28 protein-coding genes are annotated in these 21,436 nt (G+C 45.3%); 6 read left to right on the top strand and 22 right to left on the bottom strand.

The window, feature by feature from the left end:
• Window positions 1-125: 125 nt before the first annotated feature.
• From DWZ61_RS16705 to DWZ61_RS16650, 13 genes are all read right to left on the bottom strand, one after another.
• The gene (locus tag DWZ61_RS16705; protein WP_118539770.1) at window positions 126-542 is read right to left on the bottom strand and encodes a helix-turn-helix transcriptional regulator; all 417 of its coding nucleotides are present in this window, start codon (window positions 540-542) and stop codon (window positions 126-128) included.
• Window positions 543-721: 179 nt separating this feature from the next.
• Complete coding sequence (locus DWZ61_RS16700) at window positions 722-1,282, bottom strand: hypothetical protein (RefSeq protein WP_118539768.1); 561 nt, start codon at window positions 1,280-1,282, stop codon at window positions 722-724.
• Between the two features lie 30 nt (window positions 1,283-1,312).
• The gene (locus DWZ61_RS16695; RefSeq protein WP_118539766.1) at window positions 1,313-1,939 is read right to left on the bottom strand and encodes an esterase; all 627 of its coding nucleotides are present in this window, start codon (window positions 1,937-1,939) and stop codon (window positions 1,313-1,315) included.
• Between the two features lie 47 nt (window positions 1,940-1,986).
• Complete coding sequence (locus tag DWZ61_RS16690; protein WP_117465110.1) at window positions 1,987-2,511, bottom strand: hypothetical protein; 525 nt, start codon at window positions 2,509-2,511, stop codon at window positions 1,987-1,989.
• A 25-nt stretch (window positions 2,512-2,536) separates the two neighbouring features.
• Window positions 2,537-3,103 carry an NUDIX hydrolase gene (locus tag DWZ61_RS16685; protein WP_117568800.1) on the bottom strand — a complete coding sequence of 189 codons (567 nt, stop codon included), beginning with the start codon at window positions 3,101-3,103 and terminating at the stop codon, window positions 2,537-2,539.
• On the bottom strand, window positions 3,100-3,717 hold the full coding sequence (locus tag DWZ61_RS16680; RefSeq protein WP_243026445.1) for a 2-dehydropantoate 2-reductase: 618 nt from the start codon (window positions 3,715-3,717) through the stop codon (window positions 3,100-3,102). Before DWZ61_RS16680 ends, DWZ61_RS16685 begins: the two co-directional genes overlap by 4 nt.
• 23 nt (window positions 3,718-3,740) lie before the next feature.
• The gene (locus tag DWZ61_RS16675) at window positions 3,741-4,571 is read right to left on the bottom strand and encodes an N-acetyltransferase (protein WP_172594821.1); all 831 of its coding nucleotides are present in this window, start codon (window positions 4,569-4,571) and stop codon (window positions 3,741-3,743) included.
• A gap of 107 nt (window positions 4,572-4,678) precedes the next feature.
• Window positions 4,679-5,410 (bottom strand): PDDEXK nuclease domain-containing protein, encoded by a 732-nt coding sequence (locus tag DWZ61_RS16670; RefSeq protein ID WP_347475461.1) that lies wholly within the window; start codon window positions 5,408-5,410, stop codon window positions 4,679-4,681.
• A gap of 30 nt (window positions 5,411-5,440) precedes the next feature.
• The gene (locus DWZ61_RS20480; RefSeq protein WP_347475460.1) at window positions 5,441-5,608 is read right to left on the bottom strand and encodes a hypothetical protein; all 168 of its coding nucleotides are present in this window, start codon (window positions 5,606-5,608) and stop codon (window positions 5,441-5,443) included.
• A gap of 4 nt (window positions 5,609-5,612) precedes the next feature.
• Window positions 5,613-5,810, bottom strand: coding sequence for an NUDIX domain-containing protein (locus DWZ61_RS16665; RefSeq protein WP_117465107.1), 198 nt, complete (start codon window positions 5,808-5,810; stop codon window positions 5,613-5,615).
• 48 nt (window positions 5,811-5,858) lie between these two features.
• Window positions 5,859-6,293, bottom strand: a complete 435-nt coding sequence (locus DWZ61_RS16660) for an N-acetyltransferase (RefSeq protein WP_118539762.1) — start codon at window positions 6,291-6,293, stop codon at window positions 5,859-5,861.
• Window positions 6,294-6,323: 30 nt separating this feature from the next.
• Window positions 6,324-7,466 carry a HAMP domain-containing sensor histidine kinase gene (locus tag DWZ61_RS16655; protein ID WP_118539760.1) on the bottom strand — a complete coding sequence of 381 codons (1,143 nt, stop codon included), beginning with the start codon at window positions 7,464-7,466 and terminating at the stop codon, window positions 6,324-6,326.
• The gene (locus DWZ61_RS16650) at window positions 7,463-8,143 is read right to left on the bottom strand and encodes a response regulator transcription factor (RefSeq protein ID WP_022154558.1); all 681 of its coding nucleotides are present in this window, start codon (window positions 8,141-8,143) and stop codon (window positions 7,463-7,465) included. The genes DWZ61_RS16655 and DWZ61_RS16650 overlap by 4 nt, the downstream gene beginning before the upstream one ends.
• 100 nt (window positions 8,144-8,243) lie before the next feature.
• Here DWZ61_RS16650 and DWZ61_RS16645 point away from each other — a divergent pair, with 100 nt between their 5' ends.
• The 5 genes from DWZ61_RS16645 (at window position 8,244) to DWZ61_RS16625 (ending at window position 12,212) form a co-directional block, all read left to right on the top strand.
• The gene (locus DWZ61_RS16645; protein WP_117465104.1) at window positions 8,244-8,384 is read left to right on the top strand and encodes a CD1871A family CXXC motif-containing protein; all 141 of its coding nucleotides are present in this window, start codon (window positions 8,244-8,246) and stop codon (window positions 8,382-8,384) included.
• Complete coding sequence (locus DWZ61_RS16640) at window positions 8,377-9,240, top strand: 4Fe-4S binding protein (protein ID WP_118539759.1); 864 nt, start codon at window positions 8,377-8,379, stop codon at window positions 9,238-9,240. The genes DWZ61_RS16645 and DWZ61_RS16640 overlap by 8 nt, the downstream gene beginning before the upstream one ends.
• Before the next feature lie 33 nt (window positions 9,241-9,273).
• Window positions 9,274-10,182: a TlpA disulfide reductase family protein gene (locus tag DWZ61_RS16635; RefSeq protein ID WP_118539757.1), complete on the top strand. Its 909-nt coding sequence runs from the start codon at window positions 9,274-9,276 to the stop codon at window positions 10,180-10,182.
• Window positions 10,183-10,499: 317 nt separating this feature from the next.
• Entirely contained in the window at window positions 10,500-11,501 is a 1,002-nt protein-coding gene (locus DWZ61_RS16630; RefSeq protein WP_118539756.1) for a calcium/sodium antiporter, read from the top strand.
• 15 nt (window positions 11,502-11,516) lie between these two features.
• Complete coding sequence (locus DWZ61_RS16625; protein WP_118539755.1) at window positions 11,517-12,212, top strand: TMEM165/GDT1 family protein; 696 nt, start codon at window positions 11,517-11,519, stop codon at window positions 12,210-12,212.
• Between the two features lie 42 nt (window positions 12,213-12,254).
• Here DWZ61_RS16625 and DWZ61_RS16620 read toward each other — a convergent pair whose 3' ends face one another.
• From DWZ61_RS16620 to DWZ61_RS16580, 9 genes are all read right to left on the bottom strand, one after another.
• Window positions 12,255-13,037 (bottom strand): transcriptional regulator, encoded by a 783-nt coding sequence (locus DWZ61_RS16620; RefSeq protein WP_118539753.1) that lies wholly within the window; start codon window positions 13,035-13,037, stop codon window positions 12,255-12,257.
• A 45-nt stretch (window positions 13,038-13,082) separates the two neighbouring features.
• Entirely contained in the window at window positions 13,083-14,705 is a 1,623-nt protein-coding gene (locus DWZ61_RS16615; protein WP_008791695.1) for a recombinase family protein, read from the bottom strand.
• Between the two features lie 107 nt (window positions 14,706-14,812).
• Complete coding sequence (locus DWZ61_RS16610; protein WP_004849804.1) at window positions 14,813-14,998, bottom strand: hypothetical protein; 186 nt, start codon at window positions 14,996-14,998, stop codon at window positions 14,813-14,815.
• 270 nt (window positions 14,999-15,268) lie between these two features.
• Entirely contained in the window at window positions 15,269-16,609 is a 1,341-nt protein-coding gene (locus DWZ61_RS16605; protein ID WP_118536010.1) for a virulence-associated E family protein, read from the bottom strand.
• Window positions 16,494-17,234: a CHC2 zinc finger domain-containing protein gene (locus tag DWZ61_RS16600; protein WP_014079457.1), complete on the bottom strand. Its 741-nt coding sequence runs from the start codon at window positions 17,232-17,234 to the stop codon at window positions 16,494-16,496. Before DWZ61_RS16600 ends, DWZ61_RS16605 begins: the two co-directional genes overlap by 116 nt.
• Window positions 17,235-17,281: 47 nt before the next feature.
• Window positions 17,282-18,697, bottom strand: coding sequence for a MobQ family relaxase (mobQ, locus tag DWZ61_RS16595; RefSeq protein ID WP_085953783.1), 1,416 nt, complete (start codon window positions 18,695-18,697; stop codon window positions 17,282-17,284).
• Window positions 18,698-18,756: 59 nt separating this feature from the next.
• Window positions 18,757-19,074: a DUF3847 domain-containing protein gene (locus DWZ61_RS16590; protein ID WP_008816380.1), complete on the bottom strand. Its 318-nt coding sequence runs from the start codon at window positions 19,072-19,074 to the stop codon at window positions 18,757-18,759.
• A gap of 286 nt (window positions 19,075-19,360) precedes the next feature.
• Entirely contained in the window at window positions 19,361-19,564 is a 204-nt protein-coding gene (locus DWZ61_RS16585; RefSeq protein WP_004614949.1) for a hypothetical protein, read from the bottom strand.
• A 147-nt stretch (window positions 19,565-19,711) separates the two neighbouring features.
• Entirely contained in the window at window positions 19,712-19,936 is a 225-nt protein-coding gene (locus tag DWZ61_RS16580; protein WP_118539751.1) for a helix-turn-helix domain-containing protein, read from the bottom strand.
• A 302-nt stretch (window positions 19,937-20,238) separates the two neighbouring features.
• On the opposite strand from DWZ61_RS16580, the gene DWZ61_RS16575 reads away from it, so the two are divergent.
• On the top strand, window positions 20,239-21,279 hold the full coding sequence (locus DWZ61_RS16575) for a DUF6076 domain-containing protein (RefSeq protein ID WP_118539749.1): 1,041 nt from the start codon (window positions 20,239-20,241) through the stop codon (window positions 21,277-21,279).
• Window positions 21,280-21,436: the final 157 nt, after the last annotated feature.

Raw genomic sequence — 21,436 nt, 5'->3', positions numbered from 1 at the left:
CATGCTCCGGGAGTTCGTGGATTTTGCCAATGTATTTAACTAACTCTCAATTTTGCAATCTTTACCATCAAAGCAGAAAATATGTCTATGGTGTACAAATATTATGAAAAAAGCTGAACTTCCTCCTACTTTTTATCCTTTCGCAAATACATCAAAATTCCATGGATCACTCTGCCAAGGCATGCTCCCACCACTGCCCCGGCAATGGTGATTCCCAGTATTTCCACATAGCGAAATCTGTTTGCCGAAAATGCCCATACGCATGCTACGACGCAGCACAAAACGATCAATCCGATATAGATATCCTTTATACTCTTATTCTCCCTCGAACTCCCGGATGACATCGCATCATTTCCCACCAATTCATCAATGCTTATGTCGAATTGCTTTGATAAGAGAATTAATTGCTCCGGATTCGGCGCCGTCTCTCCTAATTCCCAATTTGATATGGTCTGCCTTGTAACATTAATTTTTTCTGCCAGCTTCTCCTGCGAAAGTCCCTTCTTTTTTCTTAAGGTCTGAATATTGTTTCCTAACTGCATCCGTCACCTCTCCTTTCGCATGAAGTATAGCATGCAATAGCTATGCAGTACTATCAACATCTCTGGGAAATTGCGCAAAGGAACTTAACATTTCCGCAAACCTCAGAGTTTCTACTGATTTGCCGGTTTCTCCGATATTCGGCATTGTCCACATGTTTCGAGTGTTCCTATGTACCATTTCAGGATTGCTGCCACAAAATTGCTACTACCAAAAACATAATTGCAAAACCAAATTCAATCACTGTCGTGAACCTGATTCTTCTCTTCAAAACACATACTCCCGGATGTTTTGAATGAATATAGATGGGATAAGTGTTCCCTTCTGTCATCCTCCGCAGCAGGCGATAGGGTACTGTCAATGTGGTCTGCTCATGGTAAACCGTGCTGTTACAGACGTATTCAAACACCGGTGCATAGCTGGTAATCCCATAGTGTCCGGGGTAGCTGTTATATCCGCAATAGATAGCTTCTATCTTCTGATTGCAGCAAAATACAGCATAGATATCATTCACACCCAGTAAAAACAGAAACAATCCAAACACGCTCATAATCAGCAGCGCTTCGAGAGCTTCATTCCCTACAAACAAAATAACAAATGATGTGATGGCAAAACCAGCAAATGTCAGGATGATGTCCAGACATATAAAAGGTACAACCTTATATCTCTTATTTTTTATAATGATAACGGTAGATACTCCAAACAATAATGTCAATATGTATACCAGAGCTTCCATTACCATATCCCTCTCCTCCGATCCAATAAGCAAAATTTATGAGTTTTTCATTACCCAGGCAAATGCCTTCGCGGTCCGCAGGCCCGGATCTCTGAAATGATTCCCCGGATTCCATTCCAGCGTACTGCCGATCCCACACTGCTGCAGCCACGCATGTGCCTCCCGGATACAGTCACCTACAGTAGCCATAACAGGATTTTTCGTCTTTTCCTCTTTGTCCCCCAGGCTTAAGTAAACTGCCCGACTCTGATTCTCGTGCTCTTTCATATAGGGCAGAAACCCTGGGAACCACACCGAGGGCGATGCCGCCGCTATCCCCGCAAACCGATCCGTCTGATAAGATGCCCACAGAGAAAACAACCCTGCAAGAGAATATCCTCCAAGATAATAAGTTTTACTTTCATCCGAGCATAAACGCAAAATTTCTTCTAACAACGAGGCTGCACCATCGCCAAAATCCTCTTTTCCGAACACCGCCGGTGATCGCCACGGAGACAGATCGAGGTTCCAGTCATCCACCTTCACCGCAATCATTTGAAAATCCAATGCTGTCAGTTTCCGGATCTGTGCCACTTCGCCCTCTATTTCCGGAAGATCATGATCTCCCACGGGCTGGATCAAAACAATGGGAGCCTCCGGATTCCCATATTTATATTTAGTCATGCCGTCCTCTTTCTCTATCAAATATCCTTTTCTATCAAGTATCCATTCTATTTTATCAGTTTCAGAATCCTTTGCCTGTTATATCGCTGCATGATCACAAACATCATATCAAACATGGCCGCAAGGATCGATGTAATGATAAATGCCGGATATCCACCCAGCCAATGACCTGCCACAATCGGTGCAAAGCTGAGCACTACGATCGTCTCATGCCCCAGTTCCGCCTGACATGTGACCTGCGCTATTTCCTCCCAGGTGTGTTGTCTCGGATCAAACAGGCTGGGATTATAGGTAGGCATACAATTCTTCCATTTTTTCACACGCAGCTTTTCATATAATTTCATTTCGGATTTACTTACCTGATACCAGTGTTTTCTGTAATCTGCCCTGTTATGCATGATAGAATTGTAGATAAATGCTACCACCCATCGCATGATAAAATGATAAGCAGTGGTTCCAAAGGTAATGGCAATCGTCAGCCAGATTCCTAACAAAGTTTTTTGATATAAAATAGCCGTGACCATGGTTCCGATCAGGAACACGACAGGCGCTGCCTTTAAAAAATTTATCATAGGTCATTCTCCGTTTTTTCCAACTTCATATACCCATTTTCTTAATGAGTTTTGAATAAATATGTTCCACGAACCATGGTTCCGTAGATTTCTCCAAAGCATCTTCCGGAGAGAACCAGGCCACACCGCTGTTCTCATCTGCCTTTACGGATACTTGCTCTTCCGAATCTGCCTCCAATAAATACGTGATATTCAGGTGCAAATGGCTGGACACATAGTTTCCTTTTTTCACATGTCCATCCACCGTCAGAGATTCCAGAGAAAAAATCTCCTCTGATACTGGTCTCACATTGGAAATTCCCGCCTCCTCCTTCACTTCCCGGATGGCAACAGACAGCAGATCTGTCTCCCCATCCGCATGTCCTCCCAGCCAGGACCAGGAATTATAAATATTATGATATACCATAAGCACCTTGCTTCTGTCCTTATTTACCACCCAGGCAGAAGCCGTAATATGCGCTACAGTATTTTTTCTGGAAAATGCATTCTCATTGTCCCTGATCCATCCCAGAATCAAAGCTTTGTCCTTTTCTTCCTGTTCATTGAATGGGGGATAGTTTTCTATTTGTCTGATGGAATCCTCTCGTGTCATTTGGTTATCTCCCTATTTTCAAACAACCGGTCAATCTCCTGCCAATCCTTACATCTCACAAACCTGTCATTGGGAAGCTCTGCCCGGCTGTTCCATGGCCGGTCGAACACGGCTGTCCTGCAGTTGTCAAAATGTATTACATGCTCAAACGCCGCCGGAGAATCCTCTACCGCAAAATCAAAGGTCATGTTGTAAAGTTCCGCCAATGTCATATTATATCTATAATCCTGTTTCGCTGTTTCGCGCCCGTATTTGTCTACGCAGAACAAGGGAACTCTTTCCAAATGATGTTTATCAAGCCATTGCCTCGATGGTTCGTAGGAATTGAACGGCCTTCCGGTAATGATAAAAACCTCGTGTCCCTGATCCACCCACTTATTAATTACCTCGGAAGCCCCCGGCGTCTCCTCATAATGCAACAGATTTTCCGGTAAATGCCCCGCCTTCATTAAGACTTCATACTGTGCATCATTCAGGTCAAAGGATTTCTGCAAATTGAAAAATTGAACCTGCCGATAAGGGACCTCAATGCCGAACATTTCTTTCGCAATTTTTGTAAAATATTCTGCGGTTTCACATAATACATCGTCAAAATCTATGTAGATTTTCATCATTTCTTTTCTCCTATACCTTCGCATTATTCTTCTAATAGATTTTTAAACACCATTGTGATTTCCGACTCTCCCCCATGGTTCCATTTAAACTTAACATCACTTCCTGCCTTTGGTTTTTCATTAATATCCCCCGCCAATTTTGCAGGAATGAGTTTTTCCCAATAACGTACATTATATATATCATTTTCTACAGATTCAACCACACCTAAATGTTGCTCAAAAATCTGCATAAAACCCTCCTTAACTTTTACTTTGCGGTACTCGGGAAACTCTTCACTGATTCTAAGCAACGCTGCTTCATCACCGAGCTTTTCAAAATCAGAACTTTCAATGAGCTTTCCTCTGATTAATGAAAAATCAGCATTTAATGGTAATACCATTATTTCATCAAATGATTTTCCCCTGGCATCTGTAATTTTATATTTGGAAGCTCTCTCAAATCCAAAACGCGGATAATAATAAAGTTCTCCAATAATTACAATTCCAGCTATTCCCTGCTTTTGGGCCAGTTTTATTGTTTCACGCATAAGCGCTCCACCGATATCGTTTCCTTCCCATGTTGGTTCAACTGCTAATGGTCCAAATGTAGCAATTTCATGCCTACTTTTTCCGTCTACGATCCACGCTTTTGTGTAATATATGGCTCCGACAATCTGGCCATCAATTTCTGCAATTCGGCTTATTTCCGGTATGTATTCTTGAGAATCACGAATAATGCGAGTCAATAAATGCTCCGTGCATCCGGGCCAATATTTATTCCAAAAGCTTCTCATTATCATTAATTCCGTTTTTTTATAATCTTCTTCGGTCTCTTGTCTAATGATTAAATTATTTATCATTGTATCCTTTTCCACTCCACAGGCCTCAATTTTCCTAACCATTTAAAACTAAAATTTGTCAGTTGAGTTCATTTTCCTCCTCATCATTGAAAATATACTTCGATGTTTCCTTTGCAAGGATTTTAATCTTTCAATTCTGCCTCAATCTCTTCAATTGTAGGCAAGCTTCCCTTAAATTCTTCTGGTATCAACTTAGATAATTCATAGCTGGATATTCCCAAAGGTTGACTTGTTGATTCCAGTGCATACTGTGCCTCGACTTTATCCATATCTTTACAGATTAACAATCCTAAAGTTGGATTATCATTCTCTGTTTTCATTTGGTGATTAATTGCGACAACATACGTTCCAAGCTGTCCGGCATAAGATGAGTCAAATTTACCTGTCTTAATTTCTACAACTACATAGCAATGTCTTTGTGTATTGTAAAACAACATATCGATGAATTTCTCTACTTCCCCCACTGTGATACGGACTTCGCGCCCCATATAAGCGAATCCTGTTCCGAGTTCTATTAGAAAGTTGTTTACTTTATTAATTAATGCATCCTTTAATTCCTTTTCATCATATTGTTCCCGTAATGTCAAAAAATCAAAATTGTACGGATCCTTTGTAATTGCCTGCGCCAAATCACCTTGCACTGAAGGTAATGTATTTGCAAAATTTGTTATAGCTTTTCCTTGTCTTTCAAATAAATCCGTATCTAAAAAATTTACCAGGACATCACGAGACCAATTATTTTCTAGTGTTTTTCTCACATAAAACAATGCCTTATCCACATTGTTTTTACATTTGTCTATTATTGTTCTATTATGTCCCCAAGGAATTCTAAAAACGATAGTCGAATCGTCCACAGCTTGTGGACGATTTCCGGCACAAGGATATTATTGCTTGCTCATGGTTGAAATATCTTTTCCAAGTTTCCAATAAAAACGTAGCATTTCATCATTTATTTTTACCGCTGCACGAATTTGGCTCCTTTTAAATTCATTTGATATTTCTGTTATCCAATCTTTGTATGATTCACCATCGACAATAACCAATTTCTCCATTATTTCATTCCCCTCTATAAATTATTTTTTCCCGTTTCACCACAACTTTTATCACCGCATCCACGATGGATTCCCCCGGCTCGATATGACCTCCCGGAAGTGTATATCCCTTCCAGTCATTTTTTATTCTGTCCTGTAACAAGTATCTGCCATTTTTATGTATTAAGCATAAAACGGTAAGTTCGACGCTTTCTGTTCTCATTTACTTTCTCCTGCAATGTTTTCGACAATTTGGGAATTTCCACTCTTCCTACAAAGATTTTCCACGCTGCCATACCATTACATAGTCCTTTTCCCCAGTAACTTCATCCAATCCTTCTCGTTGGATTTCAAAACCTTCTCTTTGATAAAAGTGAATTGCACGTGTATTCTTTTGGTAAACATTTAAGTATAATTTCATCTTTTTTTCTTTTACAAAATTCAACAGGAGCTTACCTATGCCCTGCGACTGCATTTCATCACGGACAAAAATGCCTTCCACATATTCATCATTTAACCCTATAAAGCCCTCTATCTGGCAGTCATTCTCATACACATAGACCTCTGCCTGTGGCAACATTTCTTTCACTAAATCAATATTATTTTTCCAATATTGACCCGGAATAAAATTATGTGCTTTTAAGTTGGTATCTAACCATATATCAACAACTCGTTCGATATCTGCTTTTTGTAATGCTCTGATCATACTTCTTCAAACACCCTGTTCTGCTACAATTTAGAAAACCACCTCGAAGATCGTCCCTCCGGATGGATTGGACTTCACTGTAATACTGCCATCATGCACTCTTACAATTTCGCGAACCAGGGCAAGTCCCAGTCCTACTCCACCCAACTCCCGGCTTCTGGATTTATCCACCCGGAAAAACGGTTCAAACACGCGCTCCTTAAGTTCCTCAGGGATTCCGGCTCCCGTATCCTCTACTGACAGATACACATGGTTTTCCTTCCGGTCTGCGGTTACTGTGACCTGCCCGCCCGAATGATTATATTTTATGGCATTCTCAACAAGATTGTATACCAGCCGGTAAATAAGGATATCACTTCCGGTCATCGTTATATCCTTACATTTTCCGATCAGTCTTATATTTTTTCCCTCTGCAAGCGGTTCCAGATCCTCCAATACCTCATCCACCAGAGCATCCAAGATAATTTCATCATCCCGTCCTACCGTCTGAAGCTCACTCATGTCGAGAAGTGTCTTTACCATTTTGTTGAGTCTGTCGTTCTGTTCGGTAACCATCTTTATCATCTGTACCGTGTCTGCATCATTGTCCGGATGTCTGTTGGAATGATACAGATCCAGCTGTACCTGCATCAGGGCCAATGGAGTCCGAAGCTCATGGGCTGCATTTGCAGTAAATTGTCTCTGTATCTCAAATGCAGCCGAGAGACGTTCCAGCATCCGGTTATACGAAACGCTAAGCTGGTTCAGTTCCTTCACCTGGTTTTCTTCTATCCGTGAATCTGCCAGATTTTGCGCCTGCACCTTTTCAATCTTGTCCGAAAACTCTCTGATCGGTCTGAGTGCATGCCCACTTATAAAATAGGTAGCCACTCCACCCAGAAGCGCCAATACTGCTGAAATGATCAAGCTGTTTTTCCTGTAGTCCGCCTTATTATTATAGACCTGGACAGAAAAGTCATTAGCGAACTCATCCCACTTGTCCTCCGGAATGCTGATATATATTTCCTCCGCATCGTCCGGCTGATCATCTCCCCGTGTATCCACAGCCTCCTGCAGGGAATCCATATAATATACACCGTTTTTATAGACAAGCATCGTCACGCATCCACATATCACCGCTATATATAATGTAATGATGCAGGTAAGTCTCCACTGCAGCGACATTTTTTTCATCTATCGGACTCCTCTCGTATTTTATACCCTTCTCCCACCTTGTTCAGAATCGGATCATATCCCAGCACAGCCTTAAGCTTTTTTCTAAGGGAAGACATGTGTACTCTGATCGCTCCGCTAAAGCTATCCACAGATGCATCCCAGACATGCTCCATCAATTCCTCCTGACTTACCGGTCTGCCCATGTTCAGAAGCAGATATTCCAGAATACCATTTTCTTTTCTTGTCAGGGATACCATTTCTCCTTTTGCATAAGCCTCACGCCTTACGGTATCGAACTTTATCTCACCGCTTTCCAGACATACATCCTTCTGTACAAACTTCCTTCTGGTCAGGCTTCTGATACGTGCCTCAAGCTCCTGTAAATGGAATGGTTTTTCCATATAATCATTTGCCCCTGCATCCAGCGCCTCAACCTTATCCGCTATCTGCCCTCTTGCAGATAATATAAGAACCTTCGTCTCCTCATTTTCCTGCCTGAGCTCCTTCAGGATCTCCATTCCATCCATGCCTGGCAGATTCAGATCAAGAACGACCAGATCATAGTTCTCCGTCAGGATACCTGCAAGCGCTTCTTCCCCATCATAGCAGGTATCCACCTCATATCCTGCGTCATACAGACTTTTCGCAACTGTATCACATATTTCTTTTTCATCCTCAACAATGAATAATCTCAAAATTCCTTCCCCGTCCTTAACAAAGATTTTACAACAATTATTGTATAATAGCGAAGTCAACTGGTCAATAAATACCACAATCGAAAGGAGTAACAATAACTTGAAGTGCAGAAAAATATCTCAGATCGTTCTGCTCGTCACCGGGATCACTATGATCGGCTACGGTGCAGTCAGAGGCGAAGCTGCTGTCGTGCTTGGTAAAGCAATAAAATTATGTCTGGAGTGTGTCGGAATTGGATAAGAGAAAAAAATCACTGTCAGGGCAGACAGCCGGAATACGCGGATGGATACAGGCTGCTGCCACACTGCTTACTAATATTCACATCCCTAATTTTTTTAAGGGCAAAATATATCAGGGAAACGCTAAGACCGTATGTGTACCGGGATTAAACTGTTATTCCTGTCCTGCTGCCACGGGAGCGTGCCCCATTGGCGCATTTCAGGCGGTGATCGGATCCTCCCGATTTAAATTTTCATATTATGTCACGGGATTTTTTATTTTACTGGGTGTGACACTTGGAAGATTTATCTGTGGTTTTTTGTGTCCGTTTGGATGGTTTCAGGATTTACTTCATAAAATCCCGGGAAAAAAATTTTCCACAGCCAGACTGAAGCCGCTAAGATATCTGAAATATATGATTCTTATCGTTTTCGTTATCCTTCTGCCGCTGCTCGTAACGAACTCTATAGGAATGGGCGACCCTTTCTTCTGTAAATTTATTTGTCCACAGGGCGTTCTGGAGGGAGCCATCCCGCTTTCCCTGGGAAATGCAGCCATACGGTCCGCACTTGGAAAACTCTTTACTTGGAAATGCTTTATTTTGATCACAGTTGTCGTGTTAAGCATTTTATTTTACAGACCCTTCTGTAAATGGATCTGTCCTCTTGGCGCGATCTACTCGCTGTTTAATAAGGTCAGCCTTCTTAATATTAAGGTGGAGGACAGCAAATGTATCGGTTGTGGTCAATGTTCAAGGGTATGTAAAATGGATGTGGATGTGTGCAGGCATCCAGACCATCCGGAATGCATACGTTGCGGAGCCTGCATCAAGGCTTGTCCCAAGGATGCGATCCATTACCGGTTTATGGGAAAATAATCTTATTACGATTACTTAAAGGAGAAATCAATCATGAAAACAAACAAAAAATTCCTTACTATTTTAACACTGTGCATAGCTTTATTGCTTACAGCCTGCGGCGCAACGGATGCTGCCGGCACTGACAAAACCAAGGAGTCTCTGACGGAAACCGGCACAGTATCCGCAGACAGCTCCAACACTTCACTGGATGATCTGTACCAGCAGGAGAACCAGATTTTTGCAGATCATGAGGCTGTATGGAACAAGGTATTCGGCATGATGAGCAAAAGTGGTGCTGATCCCAGCAAAAATTATGCTGATTATCTGGCTGATACCGTCGAAGCAAACAAGGACTCCTTTACAGAGGATGAATTGAAAACGCTTACGGATGATATGGAAACCATACGGAAAATCGAAGAACAGATCGCAGAACTGGAACAGGGAACTACCGCAGCCGATCATAATGCTCCGGAAAACAATTCCGAAGCTGCATCTCCCTTCCGGAATTTCTCCGGTCAGGATTTTGATGGTAATCCTGTCGATGAAAGCCTGTTTTCCGGCAATGCAGTAACCGTCGTTAATTTCTGGTTTACCGGCTGTAAGCCCTGTGTTGCTGAGTTGTCTAAGCTGAACGAATTAAACAATACGCTCAAAGCAATGGGCGGCGAAGTCATCGGCATCAATACCGAAACCTTCGACGGCAATGAAGCTGCCATGAAGGAAGCTGCCGCCGTTCTTGAAAGCCAGGGTGCAAAGTACCGCAATATTTCCATTGACTCTGCTTCCGATGCGGGTAAATATGCCTCTGATATTATGGCTTTTCCTACAACCATACTTGTCGATAGAAATGGCAATATTGTAGGGGATCCGATCCTTGGGGGAATTGATAACCAGGATAACTATGACTCTCTGATGCAGCAGATTCAATCGGTAATTGATGCAGACAGCGCAAACCAATAATGCAAAACACTCCCTACGAATTCTTCATTCACCTGTTGACACCGGCAATTGATTTTGATATTATTTATCAAGAAATGAATATTCCATGAGGGAGTAGTTAGCGCGAAGGTGTGATTTGTCAACATTCTGATTATAATTTTAGAGTATAATCTGGCAAATCTTAAATAATGAGACTCATGTATATCTATTAACGGTCTGTGTATAATACACACTGGCAGATAATTGATATACATGAGTCTTTTTCATCTCTGTCGATACTTATCATCGCACAGCCTTAGGCTGACAACACTATAATGGATCACGCAAAGGAGAAAAACATGGAGAAACTTATTAACAATGCCCCGTTTGCCCTTGTTCTTGTATTCCTTGTAATCGGTTTTGTACTGCTGATTAAAGGTGCGGACTTTTTCGTAGAAGGAAGCTCCAGTGTAGCGAAGAGACTGCATGTTCCGTCCATCATCATCGGTCTTACCATCGTAGCAATGGGAACCTCTCTCCCCGAGACAGCGGTCAGTGTATCGGCTTCTATCACAGGCAACAATGAGCTTGCGGTCAGTAATGTCGTTGGTTCCAATATCTTTAATCTGATGGTCGTGATCGGCGTATGTGCAATGATCGCCACCGTAGAGGTTGCGCGGGAAACTATCCGGAGAGATATCCCCCTTTCCCTGATCTGTGCCGGTCTTTTACTGCTTTTGGGGACCATGGGACTTGGTGATCCGGCCAACATGACACTGGGACATTTCGATGGTGTAATATTCATAGGTCTTTTTGCCGGATATATCTTCTACATGATCAGAATTGCCTTAAAGGCAAATAAAGAAGGAAAAAAAGTAGAGATTGAGGGCAGTTCCGATGAAGAGATCAAGCTGATCTCCGTACCGCTCAGCATTGTTTTCATTGTCGGCGGTGCTGCTGCGATCGCCTTCGGTGGGGATCTCACTGTCGATGCTGCATCCAGAATCGCAAGCGACCTTGGAATGACGCAGACGCTGATCGGACTTACCATCGTTTCCATCGGTACATCTCTTCCGGAGCTTGTGACTTCCATCGTTGCAGCCAGAAAAAATGAAGTCGATATGGCACTGGGTAACGCCATCGGTTCCAACGTATTTAACATCCTGATGGTACTGGGTATCGCTTCCGCCATCAGTCCTATCAGCATCATTACGGAAAACATCATTGATCTGTGTGTACTGATCGCATTTACTGTATGTGTATGGATCTTCGCAGGAAGCAAAAAGAAAATCGGAAGAGTCGAAGGCTTCTGTATGGTTGCACTTTATGCAGTATATGCAATTTATATTATAATCAGATAAATGAGGGATATACAAATGATATTGTTTTTTAAAGTATTTCTCACGGAATTCATCGCTGAGATGGGCGACAAGACACAGCTTATGCTGATCGCCCTTACTTCAAAATACAAATTAAGAGATATTATACTGGGAACCGCTGCCGCAATCCTGGTACTGAACGGTCTGGCTGTCCTCGCCGGCGGGCTCGTCAGCGAATTCATTCCCGGCTGGCTCATCAAGATCATTGCTGCACTTGCATTTCTGTATTTTGCCGCATCAACACATGCAGGTAGCAATGATGAGGAAGAGGAAGGCAGCGGCAAATCCAGGATCCGGTTCGCACCGCTTGCAGTTTTCTGTACCTTTTTCGTAGCCGAGCTTGGAGATAAGACACAGCTTACCGCCATCACCTTCGGCGCCAATGAAGGTATGAGTTCCGCACTGATCGTATGGATTGGCTGTTCTCTGGGACTGTTTTTAGCAGATATCCTGGGAATGCTTTTAGGCTATCTGTTAAAGAGCAAGACACCGGAAGGGTTGCTCAATACTCTAGCCTTCACCATCTTCTCTGTATTCGGCATCTTCACACTGTATCAGGGACTGAAGCTCATCAATACAGATGTCCGTTCCATCCCGGTATTGCCGATACTGATCGCTGCAACGATTGCTTTTGCCGGTATCTGTGTGTACCTGTTTTTAAAGAGAGAGAAAAAGGCAAAAGCAGCAAACTAAAAACGAACCCCATTTTGTTTTCACGGAATGGGGTTTATTTATCTATTCCGTTCGGAACTCAAAAGAAAAATAGTACACATAATCATCCATTTCAAGGGCATCCAGCTGGTCGTTCACAATATAACTAAAATCAAAAGTTCTCGCTTCGTCATTATCATAGATCAGCGCAAGAAGCGGCTGCTGTTCATCATAGACAATATCTGTTTTCTCCTGAATTTCCGTTGCAGCTCTTCCATATCCATAGTGCTCTCCTTCCGGAACATCCTCCAGGATTGGGATTAGCATATCTCCCTGCGATTCATCATCTGCAATAATAATTTTCACGGTACGATCCTTAAACTGCGGTACAATAATAATCGTTCCATTCTGCGGTGAATCCATTCCTTCATACGAAAGCCCTGCCCTTTGTCTGTCTACCAGCTTTCCTTCCCGGTATTGCCAAATATGAATATATAGAGTTTTAAATTCATTCGTTGCCGTGTATTTATACATAAAGGCACCGTCTACGCCTGACAGCATTTCCGCCGTTTTCATTTCAATACTGTCCTTGTCCACCGGAACGATAAAGTTCTGTGGCATATTTTTCCGGAATATCATGATTCCGACCGTCAAAACAACAATCGCCGCCGTGACAAGCAGAATATCTATAATGTATTTCAATCGTTTTTGCTTCTGCTTACTGTCCGTTGCCAGCCCGATAATATTTTCTTCCGATTTTTTGGCAATATTTTCCCGGACAATATCTTCTCCTGCCAGGAATTCATTGATGCTGATACCGAGGATCTGGCAGAGTTCCGAATAGACGGATACATCCGGCAGACACACGCCCGTCTCCCTTAATTAAAGATATTGTTGGGTAAAAAAGAAAGGTCAGTCGATTTTGCCGATGAAGCGGTAGTAGATTTCTACTTCCTGCTCACGGCTTCCGTCCTCGCCCTTGACAGCTTCGTGGACGGTTATTTTTTCAATTAGAGTGTTCAGAAGTTCGGCGGTCAGCTCCACAGGGTTGACATACTGTTTCATCAGGGCAATCCACTTTTCAGCATCCGCTGCGGTCTGTACGGCGGCTTCCATCGTTTCGTGAAGCTGTCTTATTTTTGTTTCAAGCTCCTTTTGCTCGTTCTGGTACTTCTCGGACAGCATATTGAAGTTATACTCGGTTATGCGTCCGGCAGACCAGTCCTCATACATTTTAGCAAACAGCCCGTCAACCTCGGCTTTACGCTTCTCTGCCTTTTTCAGCTCCGCAGCCTGCTTTTTCTTCGCAGAGTTTCTTTCCCTGTCGCTGGCATTGAGCAGGCGTTTCAGCAGCTTGTCCTCGTCTTTCTGTGCCAGCATAGACCAGTATTGCAGTCTTGCAAGCACATAGGCATACAGTACATCATAGCGGATATAGTGCATGGAACACTGGCGTAATCCCTGCCCGTTCTTGCTGCAATGGTAGTACCCGTATGGGTTCTTATTCTGCTTGTTTTCCCCATAGGCTAAAGACCATCCGCAGTCTGCACATTTTATCAATCCTGCGAAAATCTGTGTCGTACCGTTTCTGCGTTTCCTGCGTCTGCTTGCAATCAGCTCCTGAACTTTTTGGAACACTTCTTCAGAAATGATGGCTTCGTGGGTATTTTCCACACGATACCATTCTTCCTGCGGCTTCCGCACCTTTTTCTTGTTCTTGAATGAAATGTTGCTCTGCTTGTTGTGAATGCTGTGACCGATGTAGGTTTCCTCTTTCAAAATGCTCTTGACCTGTGCTATCGTCCACGCATAGGCTTTTTCTGCGGGCGCACCGGCGTAGATATTGGCGAAAGTCCCGTATCTTTCATAGTTCAGCCAGCCGGGGGTAGGTACTTTTTCCTCCACCAGAATCCGTGTAATGCTGGCGGCTCCACGCCCGTGTACAGCAAGGTCAAAAATCTTCTCTACAATCCAGCGTGTTTCCGGGTCGATCAGAAGATGACCTTTTTTGTCCGGGTCTTTTACATAGCCCAGCGGTGCATAGGCTCCATAGTGTGCGCCATTGGCAAATCTTGTGTGCATGGCAGCCTTGACCTTTTTGCTGGTCTGTCGGGCGTGCATTTCATTCAGGATGTTTAAGAACGGTGCAAGCTCGCTTTCTCCGTTGATGGTGTCCACATTGTCATTGATGGCAATGTAGCGTACTCCCTTGCTGGGGAAATAGATTTCCGTGTACTGACCGGTCAGGATATAGTTTCTTCCCAGACGGGATAAGTCCTTTGTGACAACGCAGTTGATTTTCCCGTCTTCGATGTCATCAATCATCCTTTGGAAACTTGGACGCTCGAAATTTGTCCCACTCCATCCGTCGTCAATGTACTCGTCTACAACGGTCAGCCCATGCTCTGCGGCATACTGTCTAAGCATCATGCGCTGGGTCTGGATACTGCCGCTTTCCCCCTGTAATTCATCGTCACGGCTCAATCTCAAATATAGTGCAGTGTTATAAATCGTTGTATTGTATGGTTGTTTCACGGTTAAAAATCCTCCTTCTAAAAGAAACAACCCACGCTTATACAATACTCGCTGGTACAAGTATATCATAAGCGTGGGCTGATTGACAGTCGTTATTCCGTATTTTTTCAGGAAGCGGCGGCAGCGTGCTGGATCACATCTTCCAGCAGGCTGTCAAGCGGCTTCCCATCCTGTGCGAAATGCTCCGATACCTTGATACGGACTTTCCCCATGACAAAATACTGGGTGCCGTCTTTTTCGGTAAGCAGGGTGCCGCTGTTTTTGTTATTGCTCTCGTTTTTGCTTTTTGCCATAGGCAGTTACCTCCATAAATGAAATATGCCCGACAAGGGAATGTCAGACAGGTGTACAGCCGCAGACTGTCTCCGTGTCAACCAAACCGTGTCAACCGGCAGAAAAGACTTTGAAAACAATCCACAGGCGCTCTATTATTACTTTTTACTTTTTCTTTGATTTCTTGGTTGACATGGTTGACAAAGGAGAGAAATGCCCCAAATATCAGGCTTTTCCCCGTCAACCGGCTGTCAACCAAAGCGTCAACCAAACTGTCAACCGGTGGCTTTTCAGAATGGAAGTTCCATTTGCCGGGCTTCTTCTTCCGTGATTTCCTGAAAACCGTCCCCCTCCGGCGGAGCTTGGTTGACACGCTCCCAGCCTTTTTGAGAACCGTATTTCTTATACCGCTTCGGGCTTTTGTAGGCTGCCCAGCCCTGTATGATGCCGCCCGCAATGCCGGTATTCATAATCTCGCAGATTGCCCGTGTCTCCCAGTCTGCCGGGGAATTTAAGTTCCCCAGCGCTTCCTCATAAAGCTGCTTGGAACATACCCTGTCGCCGGTGTAGTCCTCCAAATAGGCGTAGATCATGCCGGCCTGTGTGTCTTCCTGCATAAAGTCCTGCTGGTGGGCGTTCAGGTATCGGTTCATTTCCATGCTGAATGACAGCTTATACTTCCCACTGCGGTAAACCGTCATGGCTTCCGCCCACATCTGTTCGATATACGCCCTCGCCGCCGCTTCATCGTCCAGTATGTGAACCTCCGCCCGTTCCGGGTACACCGTCACGGGGAGAAAGCGCCGGTTGCCGGTGCGGTCACGGGGCAAAAAGTCCTGCCGGTTGGTCGTCCCTCCAAATACACATTGCCGCAGCCGGTCTGCCGGATGTGTCTCATACGGCACTTTGTAGGTTTCTTTCTGGCGGCTTAAGAATGACTTGATTTCCTCAATACTCTTGGCGTTGGCTGTGGCAATCATCTCCGACATCTCGATAATCCAATGCCCTTGCAGCTTGCGGTACACATTTTCATCGTCCAGCTTTTTCAAATCGTCTGAAAACCATTCGTCCCTGCCTGCCAGCAGCCGGAAAAAGGTGGATTTCCCGGCTCCCTGACCACCAACCAGACAGAGCATGACCTCAAACTTGCTCCCCGGTCTGAATACCCGCCGGATGGCTCCCATCAGGAACAGTTTCAAGGCTTCATAGGTGTATTCGTCCGTATCGGCTCCCAGAAAGTGATGCAGGGCGTAACGGATGCGCTCTGTGCCGTCCCATTGCAGGCTGTTCAGGTAATCCCTGACTGGATGGTAGCGGTTTTCATTGGCAACAATCTTGATGGCGCTCTGCACCTTTTTCTCGCTGGTAAGCCCGTAATTTTCTTCCAGATACAAAAGCAGGTAGTTCATGTCCATGTCGGTCAGCGTGGTACTGGTGCGCTCCCAGCCCAGCGGCTTCACAATGTCAATCTGCTCCGTCAAAAGGTTCAGGCGCAGCGCCCCGCGAAACAGAGGGTCACGCTGGAACACCGTCAGGCAGTTTCGGATGCTGTTCTTCACGCCGCCTTTCTGCGTCCCCTCTAATGTTTCCCGGATTTCTGCCGGTGTCTGCGCCGGTTCCATTGTGTCCATCGTCCTTTTGACCGCTTCCTGCGTTTCCGGCGGCAAGCTCTGAAATTCGCTGTTCAAGCCGCAACACCTCCTTTCCCTGTGCGGCGATCAATGCCGCTTTTTCTTCTATTTCTCCGTATAACAAAATATCCAAAAGGTATTCTGTGTAGCTTATCCTCTGCAACGCTTCCACAAAAAGAGGATGCCAGATGGCATCCTGCGGCTGTGGGGCGTGTGCTGTTTTCCAATGCTCCAGCAGGCGCAGATAATCGCATAGCACCCGGAAACAATACCGTTCCGTTTCCTGAAATCTCTGCTCCGCTGATTTTTGTCGGGGCTGTGACCTGTTGTGACGCTTCCTATCTGGCGGCGCATTGCCGGATTTCTCATAGGAAACGCCGAAGTCCTCCGCAAGCCTGACCGCAGCTTCCCGTTTCCCCAATCCATGCAGCAAAGCGGCAAAGTCGATCACATCCCCGGAAGCCCCGCAGCCGAAGCAGTAAAAGCGGCTGTCCACTTTCATGCTGGGCGTGCGGTCATTGTGGAATGGACAGCAGACCATGCCGTTTCTCCCCACCCGGATTCCATAGAATGAAGCAGCCTGCCGGGTGGTAACAGACTGTTTCACCGCTTCAAATACATTCAAATGCTCCCTCCATAAAAATACTGGTAGCGGTAAAGCTGCCGGTTATATCATAGCTCCATCTCATGTTTCTTTCTCTGTACTGCCTGTGGCTGCTCCCTCCGGCGCAGTGCGGTATCTACGGCGTTCTGCACCTGCCGTAGCCGTATGACTTCCTCCCGGAGTGGCTTGTGCTGCGGAGACAGTTCGGCATACTCTGTTTTTAACTGTGCGTATTCCTGTTTCCATGCTTTCAGGGCAATGGGTTTTCCGTCCAGTTTTTCTTTCAGAATACGGCGGGCGGCATAAAACAGCCGTAACTCCGCATCGTGGGATGTTTCAAATTTCTCCCTCTGTTTCTTAAACTTGATATTGTTCAATTCCGTATGAACAGGTTTTAGCCGCTGGTAATTCTCGCCCTCCCGTATCAATTCCTGCAATTCCTTTATCCGGGCAGATTTCTTTTTCATGGAGTCGCTTAACGCTTCAAATTCTTCGTTGACAGAGGAAAGACGCTCCTGCAAATCCTCTAATGTGAGCAGCTTGTTTTCCGTCAGATAATTGACGGCTTCGGCAAACTGCTTTAAGTTTCCGGTTCTGGCTTTATTGCTCCATGCCCCTGCGTTGCGCTGGTTGTAATAAGCGATCAACAGGTCGGCAAGGCTCGGTGTCTGCGGTTTGGAAAGTTCTTCTTTTACCTCTGCCATCCAGACAAACAGGGCTTTGATCTTCTTCCTCACATCCTGCATGAGCCGGTTGGTGGCTTTAATCCAGCGGTTCAGTTCCCCTTTCTCGGTGCGGATGCCCTTTGCTTCCATCTGCCGGACATTAGCTCCCTCGTGGACAGTAGGTATCAGGTCAAGCCCCTGCCGCACATAGGAACGGTGGTCGATACGCACATCCAGCCCTTTTTCCTCAAATTTTGTATTAACGGCAGCCGCCCACTGCTCCCGCCAGTGTTCCAGCGTTTCCGGCTCATGCCAGTCTGTTGTATGGACAGCGTTAAACATATAATCGCCGTTTTTATCCCGGATTCGGTTTCCATCTTCATCAAGAAGATATTCCCGACGCTGTTTTTGTCCCCATGTGCCATCCGGGTTCAAAGGGCGCATGGTTGTCATCACATGAAAATGCGGGTTAGGGATGCCGCCGTCCTCTTTCTCCGGGCTGTGAAAAGCAAGGTCGGCAATCATGCCTTTTGTCACAAACTGCTCCTGTACGAACTTCCTCGCCAGCTCCATGTTTTCTTCCAGCGTCAATTCATTCTGCATGGCAATATCAAAGGAATAGGCAAGCTGTGCTTTTGGATGTTTCTCGCAGTTCTCCACAGCATTCCAGAGGGTCGCCCGGTCAAGATATATTTCCGGCGCATGGGGCGGCAGCATGATTTCCGAAGCGATCACGCCGCCCTTTTTGGTGTAGTCGCTGACTTCTCCATAGTAGCTGCTGTAAAGACGCTCCCCGGCTCGATAGGCTGCGCTGGCAATGGCGCTCTGACCGGCGCTGCGCTTGATCTGTGCGATTGAAAAATGATAAAGTGCTATCCTTAGTCACCGCCTTTCTCCTGCCCGGAAATACGGGCGTGGTTCTCTGTGGCAGACCGGATGAAATGCTCCGCCTGCGGCAGATTCAAAATGCTTTCCATGAGGGAATAAAATTCCGCTTCGGATAGCTCCTTTGTCTGTGGTGCAATGCTCTCAATAGCTGCCCCACGGGTAATCAGCCGGTGCGTCCTCTGTTTCCGGGAACCGCTTTCCAGATACGCCTGCCGGTTTTTCAAACGCTGCATTTTCCGTTTTTCCTGTTCCAGCAGGACAGTGGTTTTTTCATATTCCTGCTTCAACTGTTCCAAAGATTTTTCCATGTTCTCACATCCTTTGCTGATAAGATAAAGAAAGACCATCCGCAGACAGTCCGTGTGTCAGTGCTTCTATAAAACCCGATGAAAAGGGAAAACCGCAGAGCGGATTTCTCTTTGCGGCGAGTACACAGGGGATAGCCGCTTTAGCGGCGCAAGGGGGTGTAGCCACCTTGTCGGAGCGAAGCGAACGCAGACCTCGGATTGCTGATTTTATCAGCGGCAGAGGTAAGCTCCGCAGGACGCACGATACATGGTCTTTAGACTATGTATAGAAGTGCGCCCTTAGTTCCTAAGGGATTTTGCCGTTTCCGGCAGTCTTGTCCTTTTTCTTGGAACGCTTGGAAAGATACTTCGGGCAGTCAACCACAACCGCCCGGAAGCTCTGTTTACATTCGTGCTGGCATTTCCGGCACAGTTCGTTGTAAGTGATACGGCTGCGGTCATTTAAGAAGAAAGACCATTCCAACCGCCGCTTGTTACTCATTCTTGCCATAACCGGCTCCTTTCTCCGTTTCTATCTGATGTACGCAGATAGGCTGTTTTGATGTAGCGTCTCGGTATCATTTTTAAGTTTTTTTCCCTCTGTATGCCCCTTTGGAAAGTGCGGCAGTATTGCAAGTCAGGGAATGATACCTCACGCTTATTTGTCGCTTCCCGGTACGGTTTCGGAGCCTTTTGCCATCCATTCAAAGAAAGCAGTTTTGCTGACCTTGATAAGTCTGCCCCTGCGGAACGCTGGAAAGCCGGGTGTGTGTACCAGCTCATAGGCGCTCGCTCTTGAAATTCCCATAATCCACTGAATGTCCGCCACATCCAGAACCAGCGGTAAATCCTCGTAGCTGTTCAATCTCTTTTTATCGTTCATTCTGTTCCTCCCATAAATCAAATAGGTTAAAATGCTTCCTGCTGCCGTTCTCCCCAAAAGCCGTTTTCCTGCCCCATTCCTGCGGTGTTTCCCTGCATTGGTGCGCCGAATGCGTCACTTCTCCTGCCGGTCATATCCCTTTTGGACGGTCATTCACTTGTCAAGGTACTGTGCGGTACGAAATTACCAACCGCAATCATCATAGCGTACTATCCTTGACAAAACAATGATTCTGCGATACCATGAGTGTAACGGATATAACTGAATTATATAATTACCATAAGAAAAGGCAAGGGATAGGGATGGAGAATCAGTTTATACGGCATGAGCCATGTTTTGAGAGGATTTTGTTTGTCCTGACGCTGGACAGGAAGAAAATGAAAGAGCGGATTTTGATTGGGGAAGAACAGCAGATCCGCTTCCGTCTGAACGGGAGCCAAAACGCAGAGGTGCTTTGTGATATGACACGCCCACTGGGAACTTTTTTGATAAACTTTGAGCGTGACACGGACAGAGACTGGAACTTATACGGGCTTTCTCCGCTGCGGCAAGCTCTCCACTCCAACCGATGGAAACAGCCGGAGCTGGAGCAGGCGGCAAGCGAATTTCTCTGGGGAAAATATCTTAGCAACGACCCTCTGAAAATGTATGTGGCGTTCCGTATCTGGAACAGCTATCTGCTTGCCAGAGAACCCCGTGACCGTAACGCTGCCTGTGACCGCTTCATGGATAAAATGAGCAGACTGACCGGGGTATTCCAAAACGAAACCATGAGCTTTGACAGGGAGACAGGAAAACCGAAACATTTTCAAGCTGGCAGCCTTTATTTCAAAGGCGCACCGTCAGAAGATACCCGGCTTGACCTCTGGTTCCCGGACAACCGGCGCACAGAAGAATGTGTGTCTGCCTATGCGTCCCTCTACCCGTTGATTACCTATTATCTGAACAGGCTGAATGACTGGGGGCTTTGCTTCCGGCGGTGCAAGGTCTGTGGAAAATATTTTCTAGCAAAGAGCCAGCGGTATGAGCTGTGCAGCGACAAGTGCCGAAAAGCACAGGCGCTTCAAAACAAGCGGGAATTTGACGAGAGGTCAAGAGAAAATAACTATGACCTGCTTTATAAAAATGAATGCCAGAACTGGCGCAACAAAATAAACCGGGTAAAAAATACCGCAGGCTTTCCGGCTGACCGTCTGGAAAAAATACAGGCTTCCTTTTCCGACTTTAAGAAAGAAGCCTTACAGAGAAAAAAGGCTGTAAAAACAGGAACGGCCAGCCCGAAAGAATTTACGGACTGGCTGTATCAGCAGAGTAATGTAATTGTTGAGCTGACCGAGATATGAAAAACTTTCTATCGTCAATTTCGCATTATTGCAATAACAGATTGCTTCTTCCATGAATGGTAATATTATCATCAAACTTTTGGAAGAACTATAAATGTCCGAGGTGCCTTTGATTTCGACAAAAAAACAGGCTGAATTGTTACAAAGCTCGGACATT

It is taken from the genome of Clostridium sp. AF34-10BH, from assembly GCF_003478095.1.
Lineage (GTDB): Bacteria > Bacillota > Clostridia > Lachnospirales > Lachnospiraceae > Acetatifactor > Acetatifactor acetigignens.
The sequence above is the reverse complement of the archived record's forward strand: the minus strand, read 5'-3'. Positions and strand labels throughout refer to the sequence as shown.

Bases quoted from the DNA above. Each gene is read 5' to 3' on its own strand.
- DWZ61_RS16705 (WP_118539770.1), bottom strand. From the start codon at position 542: ATGCAGTTAGGAAACAATATTCAGACCTTAAGAAAAAAGAAGGGACTT.
- DWZ61_RS16700 (WP_118539768.1), bottom strand. From the start codon at position 1,282: ATGGTAATGGAAGCTCTGGTATACATATTGACATTATTGTTTGGAGTA.
- DWZ61_RS16695 (WP_118539766.1), bottom strand. From the start codon at position 1,939: ATGACTAAATATAAATATGGGAATCCGGAGGCTCCCATTGTTTTGATC.
- DWZ61_RS16690 (WP_117465110.1), bottom strand. From the start codon at position 2,511: ATGATAAATTTTTTAAAGGCAGCGCCTGTCGTGTTCCTGATCGGAACC.
- DWZ61_RS16685 (WP_117568800.1), bottom strand. From the start codon at position 3,103: ATGACACGAGAGGATTCCATCAGACAAATAGAAAACTATCCCCCATTC.
- DWZ61_RS16680 (WP_243026445.1), bottom strand. From the start codon at position 3,717: ATGATGAAAATCTACATAGATTTTGACGATGTATTATGTGAAACCGCA.
- DWZ61_RS20480 (WP_347475460.1), bottom strand. From the start codon at position 5,608: ATGGAGAAATTGGTTATTGTCGATGGTGAATCATACAAAGATTGGATA.
- DWZ61_RS16665 (WP_117465107.1), bottom strand. From the start codon at position 5,810: ATGAGAACAGAAAGCGTCGAACTTACCGTTTTATGCTTAATACATAAA.
- DWZ61_RS16660 (WP_118539762.1), bottom strand. From the start codon at position 6,293: ATGATCAGAGCATTACAAAAAGCAGATATCGAACGAGTTGTTGATATA.
- DWZ61_RS16655 (WP_118539760.1), bottom strand. From the start codon at position 7,466: ATGAAAAAAATGTCGCTGCAGTGGAGACTTACCTGCATCATTACATTA.
- DWZ61_RS16635 (WP_118539757.1), top strand. From the start codon at position 9,274: ATGAAAACAAACAAAAAATTCCTTACTATTTTAACACTGTGCATAGCT.
- DWZ61_RS16630 (WP_118539756.1), top strand. From the start codon at position 10,500: ATGGAGAAACTTATTAACAATGCCCCGTTTGCCCTTGTTCTTGTATTC.
- DWZ61_RS16625 (WP_118539755.1), top strand. From the start codon at position 11,517: ATGATATTGTTTTTTAAAGTATTTCTCACGGAATTCATCGCTGAGATG.
- DWZ61_RS16610 (WP_004849804.1), bottom strand. From the start codon at position 14,998: ATGGCAAAAAGCAAAAACGAGAGCAATAACAAAAACAGCGGCACCCTG.
- DWZ61_RS16605 (WP_118536010.1), bottom strand. From the start codon at position 16,609: ATGGACACAATGGAACCGGCGCAGACACCGGCAGAAATCCGGGAAACA.
- DWZ61_RS16590 (WP_008816380.1), bottom strand. From the start codon at position 19,074: ATGGAAAAATCTTTGGAACAGTTGAAGCAGGAATATGAAAAAACCACT.
- DWZ61_RS16585 (WP_004614949.1), bottom strand. From the start codon at position 19,564: ATGGCAAGAATGAGTAACAAGCGGCGGTTGGAATGGTCTTTCTTCTTA.
- DWZ61_RS16580 (WP_118539751.1), bottom strand. From the start codon at position 19,936: ATGAACGATAAAAAGAGATTGAACAGCTACGAGGATTTACCGCTGGTT.
- DWZ61_RS16575 (WP_118539749.1), top strand. From the start codon at position 20,239: ATGGAGAATCAGTTTATACGGCATGAGCCATGTTTTGAGAGGATTTTG.